The following is a 23,107-nucleotide window of genomic DNA, read 5'->3' as shown; positions in this document are numbered from 1 at the left end:
TCTGCTTCCGCTTCAACAGACGCTTTGTGTTGGCGAGGATGACTGAGCGGATTGCGAATGCGGTCTGCTGCTGTAAGCCCTGCCCGGAGTGGGCACTGAGGCTCGCGGAGGCTTATGGGTAATCAAGAAATGGGTTGCCAGCTGATGCTCATGTGTTCCTTCAAGATCATAGTCGTTTTGTATTCTCTGATCTGCCCAGGCCCTATCGAGGTCTTCATCTGATTCGCGATCCCAGGGACGTATTGATCTCGGGTGCCCACTATCACGGTCGCTCTGGCGAGGCGTGGCTCCATGTTCGGCAGGCGAGGTTGTTAGGACGGAGCTATCAGCAGGCGATCCGCGGATGCCGTTCTCTGGCTGATGCCATTGCTTTTGAAATGCGCCATGAGGGTGGGCGTACGATTCGAGAGATGTTGTCTTGGACCTACTCGAACCCCTTGATTCTTGAAGTCAAGTATGAAGCAATTGCTGGCGGCGAGGGGATGAAGTGCATGGCTGACATCTTTTCTTTCTTGGGTTATTCGCAGGATGCCTTGCCCGAGCTTTTGGCTATTGTCAGAGGTGTGAGTATCTTTCGCGGTGGTGCCGATTGCCTGGGGCATGTCAGGGATGGCCGCGCTAAACAATGGGCTCAGGTATTTGATGAACGCCTGAAGGCTCTGTTCATCGGTTGTTTTGATGATGCGCTGATTCGGTTGGGATATGAAGTGAATCATGATTGGTGAAGCACTTTGGCGCTCCCAGCTTTTTCGCAGCCGGAGTTAGCGTTGATCTTGCTCACTCCTCGCTTGCCCGTCGTTGCTCAGGGCATTCCGCAGGCTGTTGATGATCTCGATGCTGAAGATCAGTGCCCTGCCGTTGTGGTAAGCCTCCTTCCACTGGTCGGCCTTGGCACCGTTGACGGACCCATCCGGGTGCACTTCGGCGTGCCATTCCCCTTCCGTCCAGTCGGTCTGCTGCTCCATCACCCACTGCAGGGTCTGCTCGAACACTTGCACATACCGTGTTTCCCGTGTCAGCCGGAACAGGGTGAGGCTGCTCATCAGCGCCTCGGCCTGCACCCACCACACCTTGCGGCGGTCCTGCGCCTTGCGGTGGAAGCCACCGCTGTAGAAGAAGCCGCCCCGGGCGCCATCCCAGCCGTGGCGATAGGAATAATCGAACAGGCGGCCATAGACATCGAGCCAGGTCGCGTTCGACCGCCCGGCGGTTTCGATCGCGTCCGCCAGCAACCAGATGGTTTCCAGGTCGTGCCCGTAGGACACCAGGGCCCCTCCACCCCTGAGGATCGGCGTCCAGTCGCGCTGGTGCTGATCGGTGCAGGCGCCCAGCTCCTGCCGCACCACGGTGTTGCCCAGGATGGTGATCAGCTCCAACAGCCGCTGCCGTGCCCGCAGGGAGCCGCTGGCGCGCACGTACTCAGCCAGCGCCTCCAGCAGGTGCAGGTGTGTGTTGGTGAGCTTGGCGCCTGCCGGACCGCCGATCGGCGAAGTCCGCCGCGCCGCTGGCGCCGACCAATCCACGCCGAACAGTTCGTGATACCCGCCGTAGACGGCGTCATGGCCGTGGCGATCGATGTGATCAAACAGCTCGCCGGCATGGGCCAGGGCCTCGGGATCGCCCGTGGCGCGAACGTAGCCGGAGAGGGCGAACAGCGCGAAGGCCTGGCCGTAGATCACCTTCGTGCCATCCACCACGCACCTGCCGCTGGCGTCCACCGTCCACACGTAGCCGCCGTGCACCGGGTCCTGGAAGCGATCGACAAGAAAGCGGTAGCCGTGCTCCGCCGCCTCCCGCATGGCCGCCGCCGGTTGCTCGCTGTAGGCCAGGCGGGCGAACAGCCACAGCAGGCGTGCCTGGGTCACCAGTGATTTCGTCGGCTGCGGCCCCGGCCGCCCCGCGGCAGCAAGCGCCACGGTGTAACCGCCGTGTCGCTGGTCCAGCACGTGCGGGTACCAGAACGGCAGCACGGCCTCGTTCAGGTTTCGCGCCAAGGCCGGCAGGGCCGCCTCCAGCCGTGCCACCGGATCGCGCCAGGCGGCCGCTGGCGCGGTCATTCCGCCCGTTGCCCGGCCCGGCTCTGCCGCAGCCAGAGGCGGGCGTAGGCACCGCCGGTCGCCAGCAGCTCCTGGTGGCGCCCCTGTTCCACGATCCGCCCCTGCTCGATCACCACGATCTGATCGGCCTGCACGATCGAACTGAGCCGGTGCGCGACCGTGAGCACCGTGCGCGGCCCCTGGAAGGCGGCCAGCGCCTGCTGGATGCCGTGCTCGCTGTGGCTGTCGAGGGCGCTGGTGGCTTCATCGAGGATCAGCAGCTGCGGGTCGCGCAGCAGGGCGCGCGCCAGTGACAGCCGCTGCCGCTGCCCGCCGCTCAGCCGGTAGCCCCGCTCGCCGATGGCGGTGGCGTAGCCGTGGGGGAGTTCCTTGATGAAGCCGTGGGCGCCGGCGATGCGGGCGGCCGCTTCGATCGCGGCTACGTTGCTATCCGCGCTGCCGAAGGCGATGTTGTCGCGGATCGAGGCATTCAGCAGAAGCACGTCCTGGCTCACCACGCCCAGTTGCCGCTGCCAGCTGTCGAGATCGAGGCTGCACAGGTCAACGTTGTCGATCAGCACCCGGCCGCTGCTGGGATCCTGCAGGCCCACCAGCAGATCCACCAACGACGACTTTCCCGCCCCGGACGGCCCCACCAGGGCCACGGTGCTGCCGGCCGGAATCCACAGGTCGATAGCCGTGAGGCTGGGCTCGGCGCGGGCCTCGAAGCGCAGCCCGACCGCCTCGAAGCGCACCCCGTGCCGCAGGCCCGTGAAGGGGCTGCCGCCCTGGCGCCGGAAGCTCTTGTCGCCGGTCTGCAGCAGGTCGTCGAGCTGCTCGATCCGGCCGCTGTTCTCGGCCAGTTGGTTGAAGCTGGCAGCGGTTTGGATAAGGCGCAGATTGAGCCGCTGCAGGGCCAGCACAAAGGTGACCAGCTTGGGAATCAACGTTTCGGCGCTGCCGCCGAACAGCTGCCAGCTGAGCCCCACGATCAGCAGCGCGGCCACCACAGGCAGCAGGTCGCTGACCGGCTCCTGGATGCTCATCAGGCGGCTCAGCTGCCGCATCGGCGCCTCCAGGCTCGCCATCTGAGCGGCCACCTGCCGCTGGGCACCGCCTGTGGCGGCGCTGCTGTGCAGCAGCCGCAGCAACTGGATGTCTTCGGTGATGCGGGCCGCCACCTCGCGCCGCCTCCCCTCCAGCACGCCGCTGGCCCGGGCCAGCCGGGGGCGGATGGTGCGTTGCAGCGCCGCCACTGCCCCGCCCAGCGCGATCGCCACCAGCAGCAGCGCCGGCGACAGCACCGCCAGGATGGCCACATAGGCCAGCACCAGCATCAGGTTGGAGCAGATCCGCCCGAGCTGCTCGATCTCCAACTGCACCGCCTGGGGCGACACCGTGGCCCGGTGCACCAGGTCGCCCACCTTGAAGCGGCTGGCGCAGGCATAGCTCAGGCTCAGGATGTGGCGGTGCAGCTCCGGCGTGATGCAGGCCTGGCAGCGGGCGGCGAAGTAGCCGGCCGTGATCCCGTTCAGGTAGCGGCTGCCGCTGGCCAGCAGCTGCAGCACCAGGGCGGCGCTGAGATACACGAGGAACAGGGTGTCCTGGGGCAGGGTGGCCAGCCCCCAGGGGCCGGAAGGGGGAGCCCCGGCCAGCAGGCCCGCCGCTCGGAAGATCACCGCGAAGCTGCCGAACTCCGTGACGGCCAGCAGCACCGTGGAGACCACGTTCACGGCCAGCAGTCGCCACTGCTGGCGCGCCGTGGCGCGGATCATGCGCGCCACTGGCGTGGTGGCCACGAAGGGAATGCCCACCGCACGGAGAGTGGTGCACCGTTTGGCCCACCAGTGGCGGGCGCCTCGCTCCCGGCGTCCGATTGCCAGTGGCGGGGTGGGCGGCGCAGCGGCTGGATGGGCGCGCCTCACGGCCGCGCTCCCGGCTCAGCGGCTGCGTCCATGGGAGCCACTGGCTCGCTGCCTGAGGACCGTGACTCCAGCGGTGCGCCGCCCGCATCCAGCTCCGGCGCCTGCAGGGCCAGCACCATCCCCACCAGCAGCCACAGCAGCAGCTGGGCCTGCCCGCCCAGTGGCACGCGCTCGATGATCCGCTGCGGCGTCCACAGCGACAGCGCCATGGCCACCGCCAGGAGGCGCCATTGGGGGCGCTGCCGCGTGATCGCCAGCCGCAGCGTCATCAGCAGGGCCGGAAACAACAGGATGTTGTCGTAGTTGAGGTGATAGAAGCCCACGGCGCTGGCCGCGGCACACACCGCGGCGGTCTGCAGCGGGTCTTCCGGTTGTTGGCGTCGGCACCACCACCACAGGCTGACGGCGGCGGCCGTGAGCCCGGCCACCAGCAGCTGGCTGGCGGCGGCGCTCAGGCCGAAGCTGTCCGCCAGATCCCCCGCCGACGACTGGCTGCCGCCGCGGATGAAATCCATCGACTGGGGCCGCGTCCAAATCTGCAGGTAATCGAGCGGCGTGACGCCTGTGTGCCAGAAGGCCACGGCGCTGAGGGCGAGCAGCAGGGCGACCCCCACCACCAGCCCGCGCAGCCGCCGCGCCCGCAGGAAGGGCAGGGCGAAAGGTAGGGCGATCTGGGGTTTGATCATCGCCAGGGCCCAGCACAGGCCCGCCGGAAGCTGCTGCTGGCGCGCCAGCAGCAGCCATTGGGCCGTGATCAGCCCCATGCAGATCAGTGAGAACTGGCCCTGGGCGAGCGCATTGCTGTTGCCGGAGATGGCGGCGCCGGCCAGGGCTCCGAGTACGCCGGCGGCCGCACCGGCTCCCCGCAGCAGCCGCTGGCCCACCCAGCCGATCAGGCCCAGGCTCAGCAGGCTCAGCGCCTGGATCACCAGCCGCCCCTGCACGGCGCCGCCCGGGTGGAAGAACGGGGCGAACATCGGCATGGCATAGGGCGGATAGACGCTGAAGGCGGTGATCTCCAGCCCCTTGCGCAGGGCCAGCTGCGGATGGGGGAACACGCCCGTGCGGAAGTAGCTGTATTCGTTCAGCCGCAGGTACATGTCGCCGCCGGGGGACAGCCAGGCGAACAGCAGGCCGTTCAGCAGGGCGGCCACGGCCAGCAGCGCCAGGAGCGCCAATCCCAGCGCCCGTAGCCGGGGGCGGTTGGGCCCGCTCATGGGGCCGCCGGCTGCGGGGCCCGCGCCGGCCGCCAGCAGTGCTCCACGGCCACCAGCGCGTAGGTGAGCGAGGAATAGGAGAAATAGAGCAGGTGCAGCGGGATCGCCGCCAGCAGGAACCCCGGCCCCCGCACCCGCAGGCAGCAGGCGTAGAAGCGTCGGTTCAGCCCCAGCAGGGCCAGCAGGCAGGCCAGGGCGCCCCAGCCGGCCGGCGCCGCCCAGGGCAGGGCCAGCAGGCAGGCCACCAGCAGCAGCGTGAGCAGGCCGCTGAACCGGGCGGCGGGTGTCAGGTTGAGACCCACCGTCCCGTGCGGGCGGCGGCGCAGCAGGCGGCTCCACGGCAGGGCCCGCTGGCGGATGTCGGTGACCACCATCGAGCGCAGGCTCCAGCGCTTGTGGTGGGTGCAGAGGATGGCGGGATCGAGCAGCAGCCTGCCTCCCGCCGCCGCCAGCCGCATGCCCAGTTCGATGTCTTCGATGCTGGGGCGTTCGTAGCGGCGATCGAAGCCGCCGAGGGCCAGGAAGCGGCTGCGCCGCATGGCTCCGCAGCCGGCCCAGAAGGTGCAGGCCGGGCCGGGATGGCTGGTGTGGGTGTGGTGGTGCAGCAGGTTGCGGAACTGACTCACCAGCCCGGGGGCGGCAGGGCGGTCGTCGTAGCTGCCGAACACGGCATCGAGCCGCGGGTCGACCTCGAAGTGCCGGCGGATGCGCCCGAGGGCGTCGTGGTGCAGCTGCACATCGGCATCCACGAACACCAGGATGTCGCCTGCGGCGCGCTCGGCCGCCAGGTTGCGGGCCACCGCCGGTCCGGAGCGGTGGCCGGTGGCCAGCAGCTGCGCCGGCGATTGCGTCAGCCAGGTCGGCGTTGCGGGCGGCACGCCGTCGAACACCACCAGGAAGCTGTCGGCTTGGACCTCGGGCCTCTCCAGCAGCTCCAGCACCCGTTGGGCGCAGTCCTCGAAGCACCCGTCCCAGGCGACGGTGGGCATCACCACCGAGCAGGTGAGCCCACTGCCCGCGCCAGCCGCTCGGTGGCGGGATGTCATGGCGTGGCCTCGCCTGTGGTCTCGATGTATTCGGCGTCCTGGTTCACCTTCCAGGTGTCATAGATGGGCTGGTTGCTGAGGATGTTCTTGACGGCCAGCATGGCCGTCATCATGGAATGGTCCTGGTTGTTGTACTTGTGCATGCCGTTTCTGCCTACCACCTGCAAGCCTTCACCGGCGCTCATCAGTGCCGCCTGTATCGATTGGATGTGGGTTTTGTAGGTGTCGTCGTAGACGGGATAGGCCTTGGGCTGGCGCACCACCGCTCCATCCACGATCGGTTCGTTGCCTGCCAGCCCCAGGGCCTCCAGTTCACGGGCGGCCAGCGCGATGAGCTCGTCGTCGGCCATGGACCAGAGATCATCCCCCTGGAAGCAGAAGTATTCCAGGCCCAGGCAGGTGATGGCGGAGTCGGGCACCATCTCCGGTGACCAATTGGCGAAATTCTGAATTCTCCCGGCCCGGATGCCCGGATCATGGATGTAGATCCAGTGATCGGGAAAGTCCTTGCTGGTTCTGAGCATCAAGGCCACGGTGATGAAGTCGCGGTACTTGAGGGCGGCGGCGGCCGCCAGGGCCTCCGCCGCCAGGCCCGGCCGGATGGAGCGCACCAGCCAGCTGAGTGGCGCCGAGCAGATGATCTGGTCGTAGGTCCTGGTGCCAGCCGCCAGGCCCGCCGCCCCCAGCCCTGGGCCTTCCACCTCCAGCTGCCAGCACGCCGCCGCCTTCTCGCCTCTCGCCATTCCCTCGGTGGCCTCTTCCGCGGCCCCGTCCTCCCGGATGAGCTGCGTGACCCGGGCGCCGAGCGTCACCTGTCCCCCCAGCGCGCGCACGTGCTCCGCCGTGGCTTCCCACATCATCCCGGGCCCGAGCCTGGGGTACCGGAAGGAGGCGATCAGCGATTTGATCACCTTGGAGCGATCGCTGCCGGCCTCGGTGGCGGGGGGAGACCAGAACGCCGCCAGGGCGGCCCGGGTGAGCGACAGCCCCTTGATGCGCTGGGCGGCCCAGTCTGCGGCGATCTCGCGGCAGGGCACTCCCCAGACCTTCTCCGTGTACGACTTGAAAAACTTGGCGTAGAGCCGGGCGCCGAACTTGTTGGTGACCCACTCTTCCAGGTTGGCGGGTTGGTGAACGGGGAACAGCTTTTTGCTGAGGTAGGAGCCCACGCTCAGCAAGGATTCCCGCTTCCCCAGATTTCTGACGACTTCGCTGGCTTCTAGGGGATAGTTATAGAACTTGCCGTCGTAGAAGATGCGCGACAGGCGATTCCGGGTGAGCATGTCGTCGCCCAGGATTTCGGTCCAGAACGCTTCCACTTCGCCGGATTTGGAGAAGAAGCGATGGCCGCCGATATCAAAGCGAAATCCCTTGTGCACCACCGTGCGGGAAATGCCGCCCACGTAGGTGGGATCGGCTTCCCACACATCCACCCTGCATCCCTGCTTGGCCAGCAGATAGGCCGCTGTGAGGCCTGCAGGGCCTGCACCGATGATCCCGACGGAAGGAGGCTGCAACTGTGGAAGGCTCTGATTAGGTGCTGAGCGTTAGCCAGCAGCCGGAAGGTTGGCCCACAGGGCAATGATGTCCAGCGGAGCTCTGGCGGCCCGAGCCTTAATCGTGACACCCGAAACATTGATGTGGGCCGGGGGCACTTTGTCCGCAAGGTGGCTGACGGGCACCTTACAGGATCTCTCTGGGCGGCTTCCATTCCGGGGCCCGTTCAGTTGCGTGGCGTTTTGATGTCGGCATCCGCCGTCATCGCCGCTGTCTCATAATGCGGCCGGCTGGCCAGCAGGGAGGACAGCGCTGATCCGGGCCCTTTCTTGCCGTCCATCAGGTGCCCTTGAAGGCGAAGAAGAGCCGTTTCATCGTGTCCAGCAGAGCATTGGAGTGTTCCGTGTGCTGTTCGCGATCCAGGCTGTTCAGCTCCGCCTGCCGCTCGTGCACCATGGCGGCGAAGCGCTCCAGCAGGTCCGGGTTCTCGTCCAGCAGCCCCTTGATGCTGTCCCGGTCCACCTCCAGCAGCAGGCATTCCTCGGTGGCCCGCACCGTGGCGCTGCGCGGGGCGTCGAGGAAGAGGGTCATCTCGCCGAACACCTCACCCGGCCCCAGCTGGCGTACGGCCACGGTGTGGCCCGGCTCCAGCTGCTTGAGGATCTCCACGGTTCCCCGCAGCACGTGGAACATCGAGCGCCCCTCGGCCCCCTCCTGCACCACCGCTTCGCCGGGGCCATAGGCCACCTGGTGGCTGCCTTCCACCAGCGTCTCGAGCTGCTCGCCACTCAGCTCGGTGAAGATCCCCACGCTGGCCAGGATCTGGCAGCACTGCTGGGGGGAGGGGCGGCTGGGCCGCTGGGGACGGTCGCGGGGGCGGCGCGGCTGAAGTTCCCGCACCGGGAAGGGAATGCTCTGCCCCTCCCTGGCCAGGGCGTACCAGATCTGCTCCAGCAGGTCGCTGCGCAGATCGCCGATGGCGCCGTCCCCCAGTTCCCGCTGCCACACCTGCAGCTCGTAGGCGATGGCGCTGTCCTGGAACTCCTGCACCCGGATCCGGGGGGCCGGTTCCTGCAGCACCCTGGGATGCTGCCGCACCACCTTCTCCAGCAGGGCCCTGGCCTGGGCCGGCGGCAGGTCGTAGTCGAGGCCGACAGTGAAACGGTTGCTGACGGCCCCGGAGCGGCCCAGGTTGCGCAGCACCCTCTCGGTGACGAGGCTGTTGGGGACCACCACCAGCTGGCCGTCCATGTTGCGGAGCATGGTGTCGCGCCAGCTCACCTGCACCACCACCCCGCGCACCCCCTGGTCCAGCTCCAGAAAATCCCCTTCGGTGAAGTCATCCCCCAGCTGCAGCTCCAGACCTGCGAACAGGTCCTTGAGGGACTCCTGGGCCGCCAGGCCGATCACGGCGGTGAGCACGGCGGAGGTGGTCACCAGTCCCACCAGATCGAACCGTGCCGACTGCCGCACCAGCACCACCGTGGCCAGGGCACCGCTGCCGAGGGTGAGCAGTTGCAGCAGCAGCTGCGGTGGAGGACGCCACAGCCCCAGGTGGGCGGGCACCTGCAGGGTGGCCCAGAGGGTGAGGAGGATGGCGGCGTAGGTGAGCAGCAGGTCGTCGGTGATCAGCACCCACACCCGGTAGGCCGGCGGCAACCCCTGCAGCGGCAGGGAACTCAGCAGGGCCCAGGCGGCGATGGCCAGCAGCGGCAACCGCAGCGGCACCGCTGGCAGCTGTCTGTGGCGGCAGAGGCGGGCCAGCACCAGCAGCCCGGTCGTGGCGAGCAGGGCGCTGATCCAGATCTGCAGCAGGGCCAAGGCACTCGCTTCGATCGACCCATCCTGCCGCTGACCCTGGTCTTCGGCTCCTGGGGAGAGCAGGCTGGGGGTAGCCGCTCCCCGTCGATGCGCCCGATCTGCCTGCGCTCTTTTGCCGCCCTGCTGGGTCTGGCGGCGGTCGGTGTCTGGCCAGGCGCCGCTGTCGGCCAGGTGCAGCTGCGTTGCGAGGGCACCTTGCTGGAGGCCAGGGGTAGCGCGGAACAGGAACGGCCCACCCGCAGGCTGTCGTTTTCGCTGTCGCTGGAGGCGGAGGCCGCCACGGCCGATGGGGCCCTCCAGAGCCTGCAGGAGCGTCTGGCGGCGGTGCGGCGGGCGCTGCAGGGGCAGCAGGTGGAGGAGCTGCGGGTCACCTCGCCGAGCACCTGGCGGCGCGAGGCCGAGCGCAACCGGCCGGCGGCGGTGACGGCCAGCCTGCAGGTCAGCGGCCGGCTGTTGCCCCAGCGGCTGCAGGCCCTGATCCGGGAGGTGGGCGCCCTGCCCGGGGTGCGTCTGGCGCCGGTGGGCACCGAGGCCGATCGCGGCCTGGATGGGGCGGTGCGGCGCCAGCTGCTGCGGGGGGCTTACCAGGACGCCCTCGCCCAGGCCAGGGAGGTGGCCGCCGCCGTGGGCCTGAGCCAGCTCAACCCCCTGGAGGTGCAGATCGACGGCAACGAGCTGCGGCCGGTGATGATGCGCGCCAGCGCCGCCGATGCCGCCCCGCCCTTCGATCCGGCCGAGCTGGCGCTGCCGAAGGATCGCCTGAGCCTGACGGTGCGGTTCTGCGCGCGCTGATGCAGTTTGGGGCCCAGCGAGCAGAATGCGACGACCCGGACCCGGAGCCTCGAGCGAATGCGCCGCCGCCGCCTGCCGAGCCTGTCGTTTCTGCCGATCCTGATCCTGCTGGCGGGTCCGGCCCTCGGAACGCTGCCGGTGGAGGCGTCCGAGAGCGCTGTGGTCCAGGAGATCCTCGATGGCAACGAACTGTTCATCGACGACAAGACGGCCAAGGTGAAGCAGAAGGCCGTCGCCCCCCAGAAGGTCAGCACCCAGAACAGTCGTGGCCAGATCCGTTTCGACAGCGGCGCCGCCGGCCGCCTCAACCGCTTCGCCCTGCTCAAGCTCGGCCAGGGCTGCTTCCTGATCGAACAGGGCCAGATTCTGGTGTCGGGCAAGCAGAGCGGCTGCACCCGTTCGGCCCGCCTCAGCGTGCGCGGCACCAATTACCTGATTGATGTCAGCGAGACGGGCGAAGCGGAGATCTCCGTGCTGGAGGGGTCCGTGGAGGTGGAACCCCTCGTCGACGGGGAGCCCACCGGCACACCTGCCACCACGGTGGAGGCGGGCAACAAGCTGCGGCTCTCGGCCAGCGGGGTGGTGCTGGCGCTCCTGGGGCTCAGCGTGAGCGACTACAACACCATCCTCGGCGGCCCCCTGTTCCAGGGGTTCCGGGTGCCCCTGCCGGCCTATGGCTCCCTGGAGAGTTACATCCGCTCCAGGGTGCCGGGGGTGAACCTGCCCGTGCCGATCAGTCCGCCGTCGCTGCCCTTCGGTCTGCCGCGCTTCTTCTGAGTCGCTGATGCGATCGCACCGGCTCCTATGGACGGCCTTGGCGGTGGCCCTGGCCTGGCCCGGCCCCGGTGCGGCCAGCCCTGCGGGATCAGCGGTCGTCCAGGAGATGCTCGATGGCAAGGAGCTCTTCATCGAACGGCGTCAGGCCCGCCTGAAGGAGAAGGCCTTCACGCCTGAACTGGTCCGGACCCAGAACAGCCGTGGCCAGCTGGGCTTTGTCGGTGGTGCTGCCGGCCGCCTCAACCGCTTCACCCAGCTGCGCCTCGGCAGCACCTGCTTTCTGCTCAGCAGCGGCCAGATCCTGGTCTCCGGTCCGCAGAACGGTTGCACCCGTTCCTCGCGGCTGAGCACCCGCGGCACCAACTACCTGGTCACCTTGCTCGATGGCGGCGACTCCGAGCTGGTGGTGCTGGAGGGAGCGCTTGAGATCCAGCGTCTGGCCGAGGGACGGCCGCTGAACGAGGCGCCGATTCTGGTGGCCGGGGGCAACAGGGTGCGTCTCTCCAGCCAGGGGGCCCTGCTCTGGCAGCGGCCCCTCACCGCCGCCGACTACGCCGCGATCCTCCAGGGACCCCTGTTTCAGGGGTTCACGGCTCCCCTGCCCGGCCTGGCGGCGCTGGAGGCCTTCGTGCAGCGCCGCTTCCCCGGGGTGATCGCCGCCCCGCCCAGGCCGGCGGTCAGCCGTGACCCCTTGGTGGAGACCATCAACCGCTACCGGGCCCAGGGCGGGCGCCCCGCCCTGCAACCCCTGCCGGCAGCCCTGGCCGCCCGGAACGCCACCTATCTGGCACCGGTGCTGGAGCGCGTGCTGGCCAGCGGCGACTGTGACCACGACCGTTCCCTCTGGGATGGCTTCCAGAACCGCATGGCGGCGTCGGGCAACCTGATGCCCACCAGTGAGGTGATCGCCTGCCCGATGCCGGCCGGCGCCTGGAATCCTGAGCTCATCGTGTCCCGCTGGATGGGCTCAGCCCTGCACAACCAGATCCTGATCAACCGTCCGAAGGCCCGGGCCATCGACTGCGTGCGCCTGGAGCGCTCGGGCCGGGCCGCGGCCATCTGCACCCTCTGGAGCCCGGTGCCACGATGATGGCGCGACGCCGCAGCTTCAGCGTTCTCGTGCTGGCTGTGCTGGCCTGGGTGGGGGTCAGCTCCGGCTGGCCGGGGCCCCGGATGAGGGTCTGGGAACGGGGCGTGGAGCAGCAGCTGTTGCTGCTGCGCGGCCCGCGGCGCCCCCCGTCGAACGTGGTGCTGGTCACGGTTGACGATGCGACCCTGCAGCAGGGCGACTGGTTCGAGGACGGGGGCCGGATCCCGGAATGGGCCAGGGGTGTCGGCAGCCTCCCCTGGCCCCGCGCCACCTACGGGATGGTGGCGGAGAAGCTGCTGCAGGCGGGCGCCAGGGCCGTGGCCGTGAATGTGGTTTTCGCCGGTGCCAGCGGCAAGGGGGAGGCCGATGATGGGGCCCTCGAGCTGCGGCTGCGGCGCTACCCCGGCCGGGTCGCCCTGGCGGCCGAGATGCTCGAATCCAGCGACACCCAGGGGGCCGGCTCCCTCAGCTACGTGCGGCCGGAGCGCTTCCTGGCGGCCATCGGCGGCACCGGCGCCCTCGGGCTCACCAACATCCTCGCCGGCACCTCCAGCGAGGCCAGCCGCCATCCGGAGGCCTATGCCAGCGGTGTGCTCCCCGCCCGGGGCGCCGAGGGCCACAACGCCCTCTCCTCCACCCTGCTGCGGCTGGGGGGGCACCGCAGTCGCCAGGACGACCGTCTCAGCGCCCTGAATTTCTATGGACCGGAAGGCAGCTTTCAGCGTCTGCCGGCCTGGGAAGTGCTCGACCCTGCGCGCTGGACGAACCATCCCCTGCGCAAGAACCTGGCCGGTGCGGTGGTGCTGCTCGGCCCCGTCGTCGCCCAGGGGGCCGATGGCTACCCCACCCCCTTCGGCAGCCTGTCGGGGCTGGAGGTGCTGGCCACCGCCACCGCCAATTCGCTGCAGGGGGACGGGCTGCAGCCCTGGCCCCGCAGCGCGCCGGCCAGGGCCCTGCTGGCCCTGCTGCCGCTGCTGATCGTACTGGGGGCCGCCCGCGGACGGCAGAACCTGCGCGGGCGGCTGGTGTTGGTGGCCCTGATGCTCGTGCTCCAGGGCGCCGCCGTCGCCGTGGCGTTGCAGCAGGCTCACCGCTGGCTGCCGCTGCTGGCGCCGGTTTCCGGCCTGACCCTGCTGGGTCTGCTCTACGGGGGGGATGCCTACCTGCGGGAGGGGCGGGAGCGGCGGCGGTTGCGCCGCACCTTCGAGCGCTACGTGGCGCCCGGTGTGGTGGCGGAGATTCTCTCCGACCCGGAATCGGCCCAGGGCATCCTGCGCGGCCGCCTGCTGGAGGTGACCGTGCTGATGACCGACATCAAGGGGTTCACCGTGCTCACCAAGCAGCGCAGCGGCGAAGGCCAGAGCGAACTGCACGTGCGCCAACTCAATGAGTACCTGGGCGCCATGGTGGAGGTGGTGATGGCCCATGGCGGCACCGTCGACAAGTTCATCGGCGATGCGGTGATGGCCGTCTTCGGATCACCGGTGAGCCGGGGGGTGGCCGAGGAGGCCAGCCAGGCGGTGCGCTGTGCCCTGGCGATGCGAGAAGCCCTGGCCGGCCTCAACGAGGACTGGGGACGCCGCGGCATCGCCACCCTCGACAACGGCATCGGTCTGGCCAGCGGCCAGGTGATGGTGGGCCAGATCGGCAGCCCCCGCCGGATGGAATTCACCGTGATCGGCGACACGGTGAACCTGTCGGCGCGGCTGGAGTCGGCCACCCGGACTGTGGATGCGGCGGTGGTTTGTGACGCCCAGACCGCCAGCCTGATTCAGGCCGATGCGGGCCTCGCCTGCCGCTCCCTGGGGGCCCAGCCCGTCAAGAGCCTGGGGGAGGTGGAGATCTTCACGGTGTCGCTGCGGGATCAGGCCTCCAGGTAAGGTCAGGCCTCCAGGTAAGTCGTCTGCTCCAGGCTGGCCCGCAGGTGGGCCAGCAGGCGCCGGGCGTCGCTGATGGCCAGGTCGCCGCGGCCGATGGCCTGCTCGCTGGCCAGGCGCAGCCGCTCCAGCAGCAGGGCAGGGTCGTGCTCCATCGCCTCGAGCACCTCGGCGTTGGTGTGGCCCCGCACCACGTGCTCGACCCGGTAGCCGCCGCCGGCCGCCAGCCGGATGTGCACGGCGTTGGTGCTGCCGAACAGGTTGTGCAGGTTGCCCATCACCTCCTGGTAGGCGCCGCCGAGGAACAGGCCGATCCAGTAGGGCTCGCCGGGCCGCAGGTTGTGGAGTTCCAGCAGGGGCTTGACCTGGCCCCGATCGATGAAGCGGGCGATCTTGCCGTCGGAGTCGCAGGTGAGGTCGGCGAAGCTGCCCAGCCGGGTGGGGCGCTCGTCGAGCCGGTGGATCGGCAGCACCGGGAAGAGCTGGTCGATCGCCCAGGTGTCGGGTGCCGAACGGAACACCGAGAGGTTGGCGTAGTAGGTGCCGGCCAGCGCGGCGGGCAGGGCTTGCAGCTCCTGGGGGATCACGGTGCCTGTGGCCAGGCCCTCCAGCTGGCGGGCGATCGCCTGGCAGCTTGCCCAGGTGAGCCGCTCAGCCGTGGCCCGCTCCGGCAGGCTCAGGTAGCCGAGCCGGAAGGCGGTGAGGGCGTCCTCCTTGAATTTGAGGGCATCGTTCCAGGCCTCCTGCAGCCGCTCCACCACCGCCCGCCCGTCCCCGTCCTCCCCTTCGAGGCTTCCCCCCGCAGCGATCGCCGTGATCAGCGCATGGGTGTCCCGCAGGTTGCGCAGGATCAGCGCCTCGCCTTCGGCTTGCGGTGGCACCGCCTCGGTCTGGCCGCCGGCTCCGAGCACGTCGAACACCAGCACGCTGAAGTGGCTGGCCAGCGCCCGGCCGCTCTCGCTCACCAGCGTGGGGGGCCGGATGCCGTGGGGCTCGCAGCATTCCTTGATGGTGGCGACAACGTCGTTGGCGTAGTTCTGCAGCGAGTAGTTGGTGGAGGCGGCGGTGGCGGTGCGGCTGCCGTCGTAATCGATGCCAAGGCCGCCGCCCACGTCGAGGAAGCCCATCGGGGCCCCCAGGCGGTTGAGCTCGGCGTAGATCTGGCCGGCCTCCTGCAGGGCGTCCTTGAGGACGGCGATGTCGTTGATCTGGCTGCCGACGTGGAAGTGCAGCAGGCGCAGGTCGTCGAGCAGGCCGGCCTGCCGCAGCCGCTCCACCGTGGTGAGCACGTCGGGGATCGAGAGGCCGAATTTGGCCCTCTCCCCCACCGAGCTGCCCCAGCGCCCGGTGCTGCGGGCCGAGAGCTTGGCGCGGATGCCGATGAACGGGGCCCCGCCCAGGGCGCTGCTGGCGGCGATGATCCGCTCCACCTCGTCGGCCTGCTCGATCACCACCACCGGCTGGCGCCCCAGGCGCCGGGCCAGAATCGCCGTCTCGATGTAGCGCCGGTCCTTGTAGCCGTTGCAGATCAGCAGGGCGTCGGGGTCATCGAGCAACGACAAGGCGATCAGTAGCTCGGCCTTGCTGCCGGCCTCCAGGCCGAAATGCCAGCGGCGGCCGCTCTCCACCAGCTGCTCCACCACGTGGCGCTGCTGGTTGCACTTCACCGGGAACACGCCCTGATAGCGGCCCTCGTAGCAGTACTGGGTGATGGCCCGCTCGAAGGCGCCGTGGAGCCGTTCCAGCCGGTCCTCGAGGATGTCGTCGAAGCGGATCAGCAGCGGCAGGGTCAGGTCGCGCCCCTGCAGCTCCCGCACCAGCTCCACCAGATCGAGGGAGCCGCCGCGGTCGCCGCGGGGCTGCACCATCACATGGCCCCGGGCGCCGACACTGAAGTAAGGCTCGCCCCAGCGGTCGAGTCCGTACAGGGCGGCCCCGTCGGCGGCGCTCCAGCTGTCGGCGCGCAGGCCGCTGGGGGAATCGGCGAGCACCATGGGGCGCTGGGTGGCTCTGCACTGCCGTTGGAATCTAGTCAGCTGCTCCAGGCGGGCCGCTGTGGTGTGGCCGCTTGCCAAGCGGCAGGCCCAGCGCGGACGATGGCCCGATCCCCTTTCCCTTTGTCATGGCCACCGAACGCACCTTCCTCGCCATCAAGCCCGACGGGGTGCAGCGGGGCCTGGTGGGCGAGATCCTCGGCCGCTTTGAGACCAAGGGATTCAAGCTGGTGGGTCTGAAGCAGCTGGTGCCCAGCCGCGAACTGGCCGAAAGCCATTACGGCGTGCACCGGGAGCGCCCCTTCTTCGCCGGTCTGGTGGACTTCATCACCAGCGGGCCGGTGGTGGCCATGGTGTGGGAAGGCGATGGCGTCATCGCCAGTGCCCGCAAGCTGATCGGCGCCACCAAGCCCCTGGAGGCCGAGCCCGGCACCATCCGCGGTGATCTGGCCGTGAACATCGGCCGCAACGTCATCCATGGCTCCGATGCGCCGGAAACGGCCATGTTCGAGATCGGCCTCTGGTTCGCGGCCTCCGAGCTCTGCGACTGGACGCCCGCCGACCAGGTGTGGCGGGTCGAGCCCTGAGCAGCCATCCTGGGGACCTTCGCGTCCTCGGGCCATGGCGCTGCGCAGGAGCCTCCGTCATCCCAGAACGCTGACCCTGGCGGCGGCGGCCCTGCTGGCGTCCAGCCTGGCCTTCGTCCTGCCGGGGGGAACGGCGGCTCCCCGGGTGCCGCGGGTGGTCGATGTGCCCTCCCGCCCGGCGTTCGTGAGGCCGCAGGCGGCCCCCGAGCGGCCAGCCCTGGTGGGCCAGGTGCTCGGGCCATCCACCGTGCTGCGCACCGAAAACCCCGGCAGGCTTCAGATCCTGCTGGCCGATGGGCGCAGCTTCCGGCTGGGGGGCAACGCCCTGCTGCGGATCGAGCCGACCCTGCTCGACCTGGTCCGGGGGCGGATCATCGCCTGGATCGATCCGGGATCGAAGGGCACCACGCCCCTGCGGGTCCGCACCCGGGTGGGCACCGCCTCGATCCAGGGCACCACGGTCTTCATCGAGGCCACCGCCGACACGGTGCTGTTCCTGAGCTGGGAGGGGAACGTGGAGGTGCGCGCCGCTGACGGCACCGCGTACCGGCTGACCAGTGGCCAGCGCCTGGAGGCCACGCCCCAGGGCTGGAAGGGCCCCCACCGCATGGACGCGGCGGAAGTGCGGAAGCGGCGGCGCAGCAGCGAGCTGCTCAATGGCTTCCAGGTGCCGATGCAGACCCTGCCGGTGATCGAACGGGAACTCGGGCTCAGCCCCTGATGCCCCCCTGGCCTGGCCTGGGGCGCCGGCTCTGGTGGCTGGCCCTGGCTCTCCCCCTGCTGGCGGGTCTCGACCGGGCGCCCCTCACCCCCCTGGGCCAGGGGCCGCGGCTTCTCGACGACCAGCTTCTGCAGGCCTTCTTCCTGCTGCGGGGGCCGCGCCCCGTCCCCCCCGATCCGCTGATCCTGGCCATCGACGCCGACTCCCTGGAGCTGGGGGAACTGCTGGCCCCGGCCGAACGCCAGGCGTCGCCGTTGTGGCGCCAGATGGGCCCCTGGCCCTGGCCGCGGGCCCTCCAGGCCCGGCTGGCGGCCCATGTGCTGGAGCAGGGGGCCGCCCGGGTGCTGTTCAATATCGAGTACAGCCAGCCCAGCCGCTTCGGCCCCGCCGATGATCGGGCCTTCGCCGCCAGCCTCGCCCCCTGGCGCCAGCGGGTGCACCTGGCTGCCCACTACGACGTGCGCCAGGAGGGAGGACTGGAGCAGAGCCGGCTGCGCCTGCCGATCCACCCGCTGGGTGCCCCCGGTCTGACCACCCTGCTCCAGTCCCCCCGGGGGGTGGTGGAGGCGGTGCCGGGCCAGGACTGGATCCGCTCCCGGCTGGCCGCGTTCCCGCCTCCCCTGCCCCGGTCGATGGCCTTCCTGGCGCGTGCGGCGCCGCCGCCGCTGGCACCGATGGGCCTCGACTATCCCGGCCCCGCCGGCACCATGCCCCGGGTGCCGGCCTGGCGGCTGCTGGAGGTGCCGGCCGCCACCTGGCGGGGACGCAGCGTGCTGATCGGCGTCACCGCACCGGGTCTGGGGGACCTGCAGGAGACGCCTGTGGGCCCCATGGGCGGTACGGAGATTCAGGCGGTGGCCCTCGCCAACGTGCTGCAGAACCGGGGCCTGACCCAGCTGCCCCTGGCTGGGGACGCTCTGCTGTTGCTGGGCTGGGCTGGGCTGGGCTGGGCTGATCGGGGTGCTGCTGCGACGACCCGCCAGTGCCGGCGGCACCCTGCAGGTGGTGCTGCTCCTGGGGGCGTCGGTTCTGGTCGCCGGCTGGGCCCTGTGGGTCCTGGCATGGATACGTCTGCCCCTGGCCGCCCTGCTGCTGGCCCCCGTCGCCGGGGGTGGGGTGCGGGCCGTGGGCCAGGGGCTGGCGGAGAGCCGGGAGCGGGCCTACCTGCACCAGGTGCTGAGCCGGCGCATCTCCCCCACCCTGCTGCGCGACATCCTGCGCAGCCCGGGGCCGGTGTGGAACCAGGCCGTGGGCAGCCGGGCCCGCTGCGCCGTGCTGTTCAGCGACCTGGTGGGATTCACACCCCTGAGTGCCGTGCTGGAGCCGACCGAGCTGTTCGCCCTGCTCAACCGCTACTTCGAGGCCATGGCCGCGGCGGTGCTGGAGCAGGAGGGCCTGCTCGACAAGTTCATCGGTGATGCGGTGATGGCGGAGTTCGGGGTGCCCCGCAGCCGGGGGGATGCCCAGGAGGCCCGGGCCGCGGTGCGGGCCGCCCTGGCGATGCAGGAGCGGCTGGAGGCCCTGAACCTTGAGCTGGCCGCGGCGGGCGCACCGCCGCTGCGGCACGGGATCGGCTTGCACTTCGGTGAGGTGATGGCCGGCAACCTGGGCTCCTCCCAGCGCCTGGAGTTCACGGTGGTGGGGGCCAGCGTCAACGTGACCAGCCGCCTGGAGGGACTGACGCGACTGTTCCCCGAGCACCCGATCCTGATCAGCGGCGATCTGCTGGAGCTGCTGCCTGGGGAACTGGCGGTGCTGCCGCTGGGCAGCCACGCCCTCAAGGGCTGGCCCGTGCCCCTGCAGGTGTATGCGCTCCAGGGGCTGCAGGCTGCGGCCGGTCCCAGCGAAACGGTGCCAGCAGTTCGGAGCTCGCCCTGGAGCGTTGATCAGCCGCAGTGACCGCCTCGGCGATCAGTTCCGCGGTGATGGCCGCCAGCAGCACGCCGTTGCGGTGGTGGCCCGTGGCCAGCCAGAGCCCCTCGATCGGCCCTGGGCCCAGCAGCGGCATGTTGTCGGGGGTGCCGGGCCGGAAGCCCCACCAGCGCTCCATCGGCGGCCACAGGGCCGCTTCCGGCAGCAGGGCGGCGATGCCCGCCTGCAGTTGCTTCTGGCCTTCGGGGGTGAGGCCGTCGTCGAAGCCGGCCTGCGGTTCGCTGGTGGCGCCCACCACCAGCAGGCCGTCCTGCCGCGGCACCAGGTAGGTGCCGGGCCCGAACACGACCCGCTCCAGGCTGGCCCTGGGGCCCTGAAGCGACAGCATCTGCCCCTTCACCGGATGCACCGGCAGCGAGGGCAGCAGCCGGCCACTCCAGGCGCCGCAGGCGAGCACGGCCGTGCTGGTGGCGATCGTGTGCTCGCCCCCTTCCGCCCGGCGCAGCCGCACCCCCCGCAGGCGCCCGCCGTCCCCGGTGAGCAGCTCCAGCACCTCGGTGCCCTCCTCGAAGCGCACCCCGTGCGCGACGCAGGCCCGCTCCAGGGCGCGCATCAGGCGGCGGCGGTTGTCGATCTGGCCGTCCTGGGCAAACAGCAGCCCGTAGCGCCAGGCCGGGCCGAGGCCCGGCAGCTCCCGCTCCAGGCCGGCGCGGTCGAGGGGCTCGCCAAAGGGGGCGGTGGGGTAGGCATCCCGCTCGGCGGCGCTGGTGAAGGGGACGACGATGCCGCAGGGGCGCAGGCCGCAGCCGAGGCCGCTGTCGGCCTCAATGCGGGCCACCCAGGCCGGAACGCGCTCCAGGCTGGCCTGGCCCAGGGCCAGCATCGGCCCACTGAGACCCTCGGCGTGCGGCGCCAGCATGCCGGCGGCCACGAAGCCCGCCGCCTCGCTGCGGCGGCGGCTGAGCACGGTCACGGTCCGGCCGAGACGGGCCAGCTGGTGGGCGATGGCGAGGCCCATCAGGCCGCCACCGAGGATCAGGACGGGTTCGGCGTCGGGAGGGGGGCCAGCCAGGGCGCTCATCTCCAGCTCGGAAGGCCCCCATTCAAGCGGCTGCCCGCCGCTGCCTAGGATCGCCCCCACTGCCTCCGGCCGAGCGCGGGGGGCCGACAGCGCCGGCAGGACTCGCGACCATGGCTGAAGCAAAGGAACAGGCTGCCTGGGAGGCTGTGATCGGCCTGGAGACCCACGTGCAGCTGGGCACCGCCAGCAAGATCTTCACGAGCGCCTCCACCAGCTTCGGCGACGATCCCAACACCCACATCGACCCGGTGGTGTGCGGCCTGCCCGGCACCCTGCCGGTGCTCAACCAGAAGGTGCTCGAGTACGCGGTCAAGGCGTCGTTGGCCCTCAACCTGCAGGTGGCGGAGCACAGCAAGTTCGACCGCAAGCAGTACTTCTATCCCGACCTGCCCAAGAACTACCAGATCTCCCAGTACGACCAGCCGATCGCCGAGGACGGCTGGATCGAGGTGGAGGTGGCCGAGAAGGGCAAGGACACCTATCTCAAAAAAGTTGGCATCGAGCGGCTGCACATGGAGGAGGACGCCGGCAAGTTGGTGCACGCCGGCAGCGACCGCCTCGCCGGCTCCACCCATTCGCTGGTGGATTACAACCGGGCCGGGGTGGCCCTGGCCGAGATCGTCTCCAAGCCGGATCTGCGCACGGGCCGGGAGGCGGCCGAGTACGCCTCGGAGATCCGCCGCATCATGCGCTACCTGGGCGTCAGCGACGGCAACATGCAGGAGGGTTCCCTGCGCTGCGACGTCAATATCTCCGTGCGCCGCGGGCCCGACGCCCCCTTCGGCGTGAAGGTGGAGATCAAGAACATGAACTCCTTCTCAGCGATTCAGAAGGCCATCGATTTCGAGATCGCCCGCCAGATCAAGGCTTACGAAACCGGCGAGCCGGTGGTGCAGGAAACGCGCCTCTGGGATGAGGGCAAGCAGCTCACCAAGAGCATGCGCAGCAAGGAGGGGGCCAGCGACTATCGCTACTTCCCCGAGCCCGATCTGGGCCCGATCGAGGTGACACCGGCCCAGCGGGAAAGCTGGCGCGCCGAGCTTCCCGAACTGCCGGCCGCCAAGCGCCACCGCTATGCCGAAAGCCTGGGGCTTTCGATCTACGACGCCCGCGTGCTCACCGATGAGCGAGCCATGGCGGAGTACTTCGAGGCGGCGGTGGCCGCCGGCGGCGACCCCAAGGCCGTGGCCAACTGGGTGACGGGTGACATCGCCGCCCATGTCAACGCCAACCGGCTGTCGATCACCGAGTTGCCCCTGGGGCCCGAGCAGCTGGCCGAGATGGTGCAGCTGATCGAGACGGGCACGATCAGCGGCAAGATCGCCAAGGATCTGCTGCCGGAACTGCTCGAAAAGGGCGGTTCCGTGGCTGCGATCGTGGAGTCCCGTGGGCTGGGCATGATCTCCGACCCGGCGGCGATCGCCGCCATCGTGGCGGAGCTGGTGGCGGCCCACCCCGAGGAGGTGGAGGCCTTCCGCGGCGGCAAGACCAAGCTGCAGGGCTTCTTCGTGGGGCAGCTGATGAAGCGCACCGGCGGCCGCGCCGACCCCAAGCTGGCCAACCGGATCCTCAGCGAGCAGTTGAAGGGCTGATCTGCGCCGCCTCCGTGGTCAGGGTTGCGTGGTGCTCGGCTGTTGGATCAGCAGATCGGCGATGGTGCTGATGATCGCTGAGGCGTCGAAGTAATCGCCGTGGTCGATGGGGCGATTGGTCAGGCGGGTGGCATTGTACCCCGCCATGTTGGCTGGCGCCAGCGAGGGCAGGGGATTGAGACCAAGGCTGCTTTCCCAGCGTTTGGTCAGCTCGGGGCCCGTGAGCCGCTGCTTGAGTTTCTCAATCGGTTCGCGCAGGGCTTCCTTCTCCAGGACCGAAGCCTGAAGAGCGTTGTCGTGGCGTGAGTAGAAAAGGTGGGTGTGGCCCACCAGGTGCTTGAGCCCATCGTGGAAGGGCCCGAGATAGTGCAATCCTTTGGATCCGATCTGCACGTTGAGACACTGGGTGACTTCCCGCCGTTCCACATCGGGGGCCAGCATGATGAACTGATCCACAAAGGATTCGCCGCCATTGTTTTCCCGGCGTGACAGGCGGCCCGTCAGCCGATCACCGGCCTCGTCGCCGCTGAAGGCTTGCTTCGGCCAGCTCTCCTGATTGAGAAGGTTGGCCAGCATGTGGCAGGTGAGGTAATTGCCCATGCTGTGGGCGACAATCGCGATACTGGCGTTGGGATTCACCGTCCGGATCGTGGCGATGGTGTTGGCCAGTGCGGCAGCGGAATTGGAGGCTTCGTTGCGATCCGACTGATAGGCCAGCACGCTGCCATCGGATGGCCACGAGAAACCAATGAAGGCGATGTGTTCCTTGCTTTCGTCGATGGTCTCCGGCCCCATCAGTAGTGAACGGCCCTGCTGGGCCAGTTGCTGCTTCAGCAGCTCGGCCAGCATGGAAAAGGAGGTGATGGCACCGTGCAGCGGCACATTGAAGCCGTGAATGCCGATCACCACCATTCGGATGCAAGGTTTGGCGAGGAAGTTTCTGAGCTGCTCGCGCTCTGCCCCGGCGACCACCGCCTCAATCGGGATGCTGGAGGGATTGGTGCTGCCAAGGTACTGGGACATGCAGGTCTCGGTGTCGATCCAGTGGTAACCACCGCGCTGCAGCTTGATCCGCTGATCCTTATCAAAAGCCCGCCCCAGCTTTTCGCGATCGCGGTTGGTGGCGAAGTAACGAATGGTGCGGGACATTCAAGTTATTTCTGAGGGTCGCTATTTTCGTCT

Annotated in this window: 18 protein-coding genes and 1 pseudogene; 10 read left to right on the top strand and 9 right to left on the bottom strand. The window is 69.4% G+C overall.

The features are described 5' to 3' along the window. Window positions 1–152 precede the first annotated feature (152 nt). Window positions 153–725, top strand: coding sequence for a hypothetical protein (locus tag KBZ33_RS09625; RefSeq protein WP_255011683.1), 573 nt, complete (start codon window positions 153–155; stop codon window positions 723–725). A 36-nt stretch (window positions 726–761) separates the two neighbouring features. Here KBZ33_RS09625 and KBZ33_RS09620 read toward each other — a convergent pair whose 3' ends face one another. The 6 genes from KBZ33_RS09620 to KBZ33_RS09595 form a co-directional block, all read right to left on the bottom strand. Beyond that, window positions 762–2,057 carry an AGE family epimerase/isomerase gene (locus tag KBZ33_RS09620; RefSeq protein WP_254952604.1) on the bottom strand — a complete coding sequence of 432 codons (1,296 nt, stop codon included), beginning with the start codon at window positions 2,055–2,057 and terminating at the stop codon, window positions 762–764. Beyond that, complete coding sequence (locus KBZ33_RS09615; protein WP_255011680.1) at window positions 2,054–3,850, bottom strand: ABC transporter ATP-binding protein; 1,797 nt, start codon at window positions 3,848–3,850, stop codon at window positions 2,054–2,056. Before KBZ33_RS09615 ends, KBZ33_RS09620 begins: the two co-directional genes overlap by 4 nt. 107 nt (window positions 3,851–3,957) lie before the next feature. Then, complete coding sequence (locus KBZ33_RS09610) at window positions 3,958–5,178, bottom strand: glycosyltransferase family 87 protein (protein WP_254952607.1); 1,221 nt, start codon at window positions 5,176–5,178, stop codon at window positions 3,958–3,960. Then, window positions 5,175–6,167, bottom strand: a complete 993-nt coding sequence (locus tag KBZ33_RS09605; protein ID WP_255011676.1) for a glycosyltransferase family 2 protein — start codon at window positions 6,165–6,167, stop codon at window positions 5,175–5,177. Before KBZ33_RS09605 ends, KBZ33_RS09610 begins: the two co-directional genes overlap by 4 nt. A gap of 53 nt (window positions 6,168–6,220) precedes the next feature. Then, entirely contained in the window at window positions 6,221–7,741 is a 1,521-nt protein-coding gene (locus KBZ33_RS09600; RefSeq protein ID WP_254952609.1) for an NAD(P)/FAD-dependent oxidoreductase, read from the bottom strand. Between the two features lie 319 nt (window positions 7,742–8,060). Next, window positions 8,061–9,542, bottom strand: a complete 1,482-nt coding sequence (locus KBZ33_RS09595; RefSeq protein ID WP_254952610.1) for a mechanosensitive ion channel family protein — start codon at window positions 9,540–9,542, stop codon at window positions 8,061–8,063. An 87-nt stretch (window positions 9,543–9,629) separates the two neighbouring features. Between KBZ33_RS09595 and KBZ33_RS09590 the strand changes: the two genes are divergently transcribed. From KBZ33_RS09590 to KBZ33_RS09575, 4 genes are read left to right on the top strand one after another with little or no spacing between them, the layout of a single operon-like run. After that, on the top strand, window positions 9,630–10,334 hold the full coding sequence (locus tag KBZ33_RS09590; RefSeq protein WP_254952611.1) for an SIMPL domain-containing protein: 705 nt from the start codon (window positions 9,630–9,632) through the stop codon (window positions 10,332–10,334). A gap of 57 nt (window positions 10,335–10,391) precedes the next feature. After that, window positions 10,392–11,111 (top strand): iron dicitrate transport regulator FecR, encoded by a 720-nt coding sequence (locus tag KBZ33_RS09585; RefSeq protein ID WP_254952613.1) that lies wholly within the window; start codon window positions 10,392–10,394, stop codon window positions 11,109–11,111. Window positions 11,112–11,118: 7 nt separating this feature from the next. Continuing rightward, window positions 11,119–12,201 (top strand): hypothetical protein, encoded by a 1,083-nt coding sequence (locus KBZ33_RS09580; protein WP_254952614.1) that lies wholly within the window; start codon window positions 11,119–11,121, stop codon window positions 12,199–12,201. After that, window positions 12,201–14,081, top strand: a complete 1,881-nt coding sequence (locus KBZ33_RS09575; protein ID WP_254952615.1) for an adenylate/guanylate cyclase domain-containing protein — start codon at window positions 12,201–12,203, stop codon at window positions 14,079–14,081. Before KBZ33_RS09580 ends, KBZ33_RS09575 begins: the two co-directional genes overlap by 1 nt. A gap of 2 nt (window positions 14,082–14,083) precedes the next feature. Here KBZ33_RS09575 and speA read toward each other — a convergent pair whose 3' ends face one another. After that, entirely contained in the window at window positions 14,084–16,072 is a 1,989-nt protein-coding gene (speA, locus tag KBZ33_RS09570; protein WP_254952616.1) for a biosynthetic arginine decarboxylase, read from the bottom strand. Window positions 16,073–16,200: 128 nt separating this feature from the next. On the opposite strand from speA, the gene ndk reads away from it, so the two are divergent. The 4 genes and pseudogenes from ndk to KBZ33_RS09550 form a co-directional block, all read left to right on the top strand. Further along, window positions 16,201–16,659, top strand: a complete 459-nt coding sequence (gene ndk / locus KBZ33_RS09565; protein WP_254952617.1) for a nucleoside-diphosphate kinase — start codon at window positions 16,201–16,203, stop codon at window positions 16,657–16,659. 34 nt (window positions 16,660–16,693) lie between these two features. Beyond that, window positions 16,694–17,380, top strand: a complete 687-nt coding sequence (locus KBZ33_RS09560) for a FecR family protein (RefSeq protein WP_254952618.1) — start codon at window positions 16,694–16,696, stop codon at window positions 17,378–17,380. Next, window positions 17,380–18,798: a CHASE2 domain-containing protein gene (locus KBZ33_RS09555; RefSeq protein WP_254952619.1), complete on the top strand. Its 1,419-nt coding sequence runs from the start codon at window positions 17,380–17,382 to the stop codon at window positions 18,796–18,798. Before KBZ33_RS09560 ends, KBZ33_RS09555 begins: the two co-directional genes overlap by 1 nt. Continuing rightward, window positions 18,695–19,129: pseudogene (locus KBZ33_RS09550) on the top strand (adenylate/guanylate cyclase domain-containing protein); the annotation flags it as partial. The gene KBZ33_RS09555 and the pseudogene KBZ33_RS09550, both read left to right, overlap by 104 nt. A 28-nt stretch (window positions 19,130–19,157) precedes the next feature. On the opposite strand, the gene KBZ33_RS09545 reads toward KBZ33_RS09550, so the two are convergent. Continuing rightward, on the bottom strand, window positions 19,158–20,333 hold the full coding sequence (locus KBZ33_RS09545; protein WP_254952621.1) for an FAD-dependent oxidoreductase: 1,176 nt from the start codon (window positions 20,331–20,333) through the stop codon (window positions 19,158–19,160). A 110-nt stretch (window positions 20,334–20,443) separates the two neighbouring features. Between KBZ33_RS09545 and gatB the strand changes: the two genes are divergently transcribed. Continuing rightward, window positions 20,444–21,925 carry an Asp-tRNA(Asn)/Glu-tRNA(Gln) amidotransferase subunit GatB gene (gatB, locus tag KBZ33_RS09540; protein WP_254952622.1) on the top strand — a complete coding sequence of 494 codons (1,482 nt, stop codon included), beginning with the start codon at window positions 20,444–20,446 and terminating at the stop codon, window positions 21,923–21,925. Between the two features lie 18 nt (window positions 21,926–21,943). On the opposite strand, the gene KBZ33_RS09535 is transcribed toward gatB, so the two are convergent. Continuing rightward, a complete protein-coding gene (locus KBZ33_RS09535) occupies window positions 21,944–23,074 on the bottom strand; it encodes an alpha/beta hydrolase (protein ID WP_254952624.1) in 1,131 nt (376 codons plus the stop codon). Window positions 23,075–23,107 lie beyond the last annotated feature (33 nt).

The organism is Cyanobium sp. Cruz-8D1 (assembly GCF_024345975.1).
Taxonomy (GTDB): Bacteria; Cyanobacteriota; Cyanobacteriia; order PCC-6307; family Cyanobiaceae; genus Cyanobium.
The sequence above is the reverse complement of the archived record's forward strand: the minus strand, read 5'-3'. Positions and strand labels throughout refer to the sequence as shown.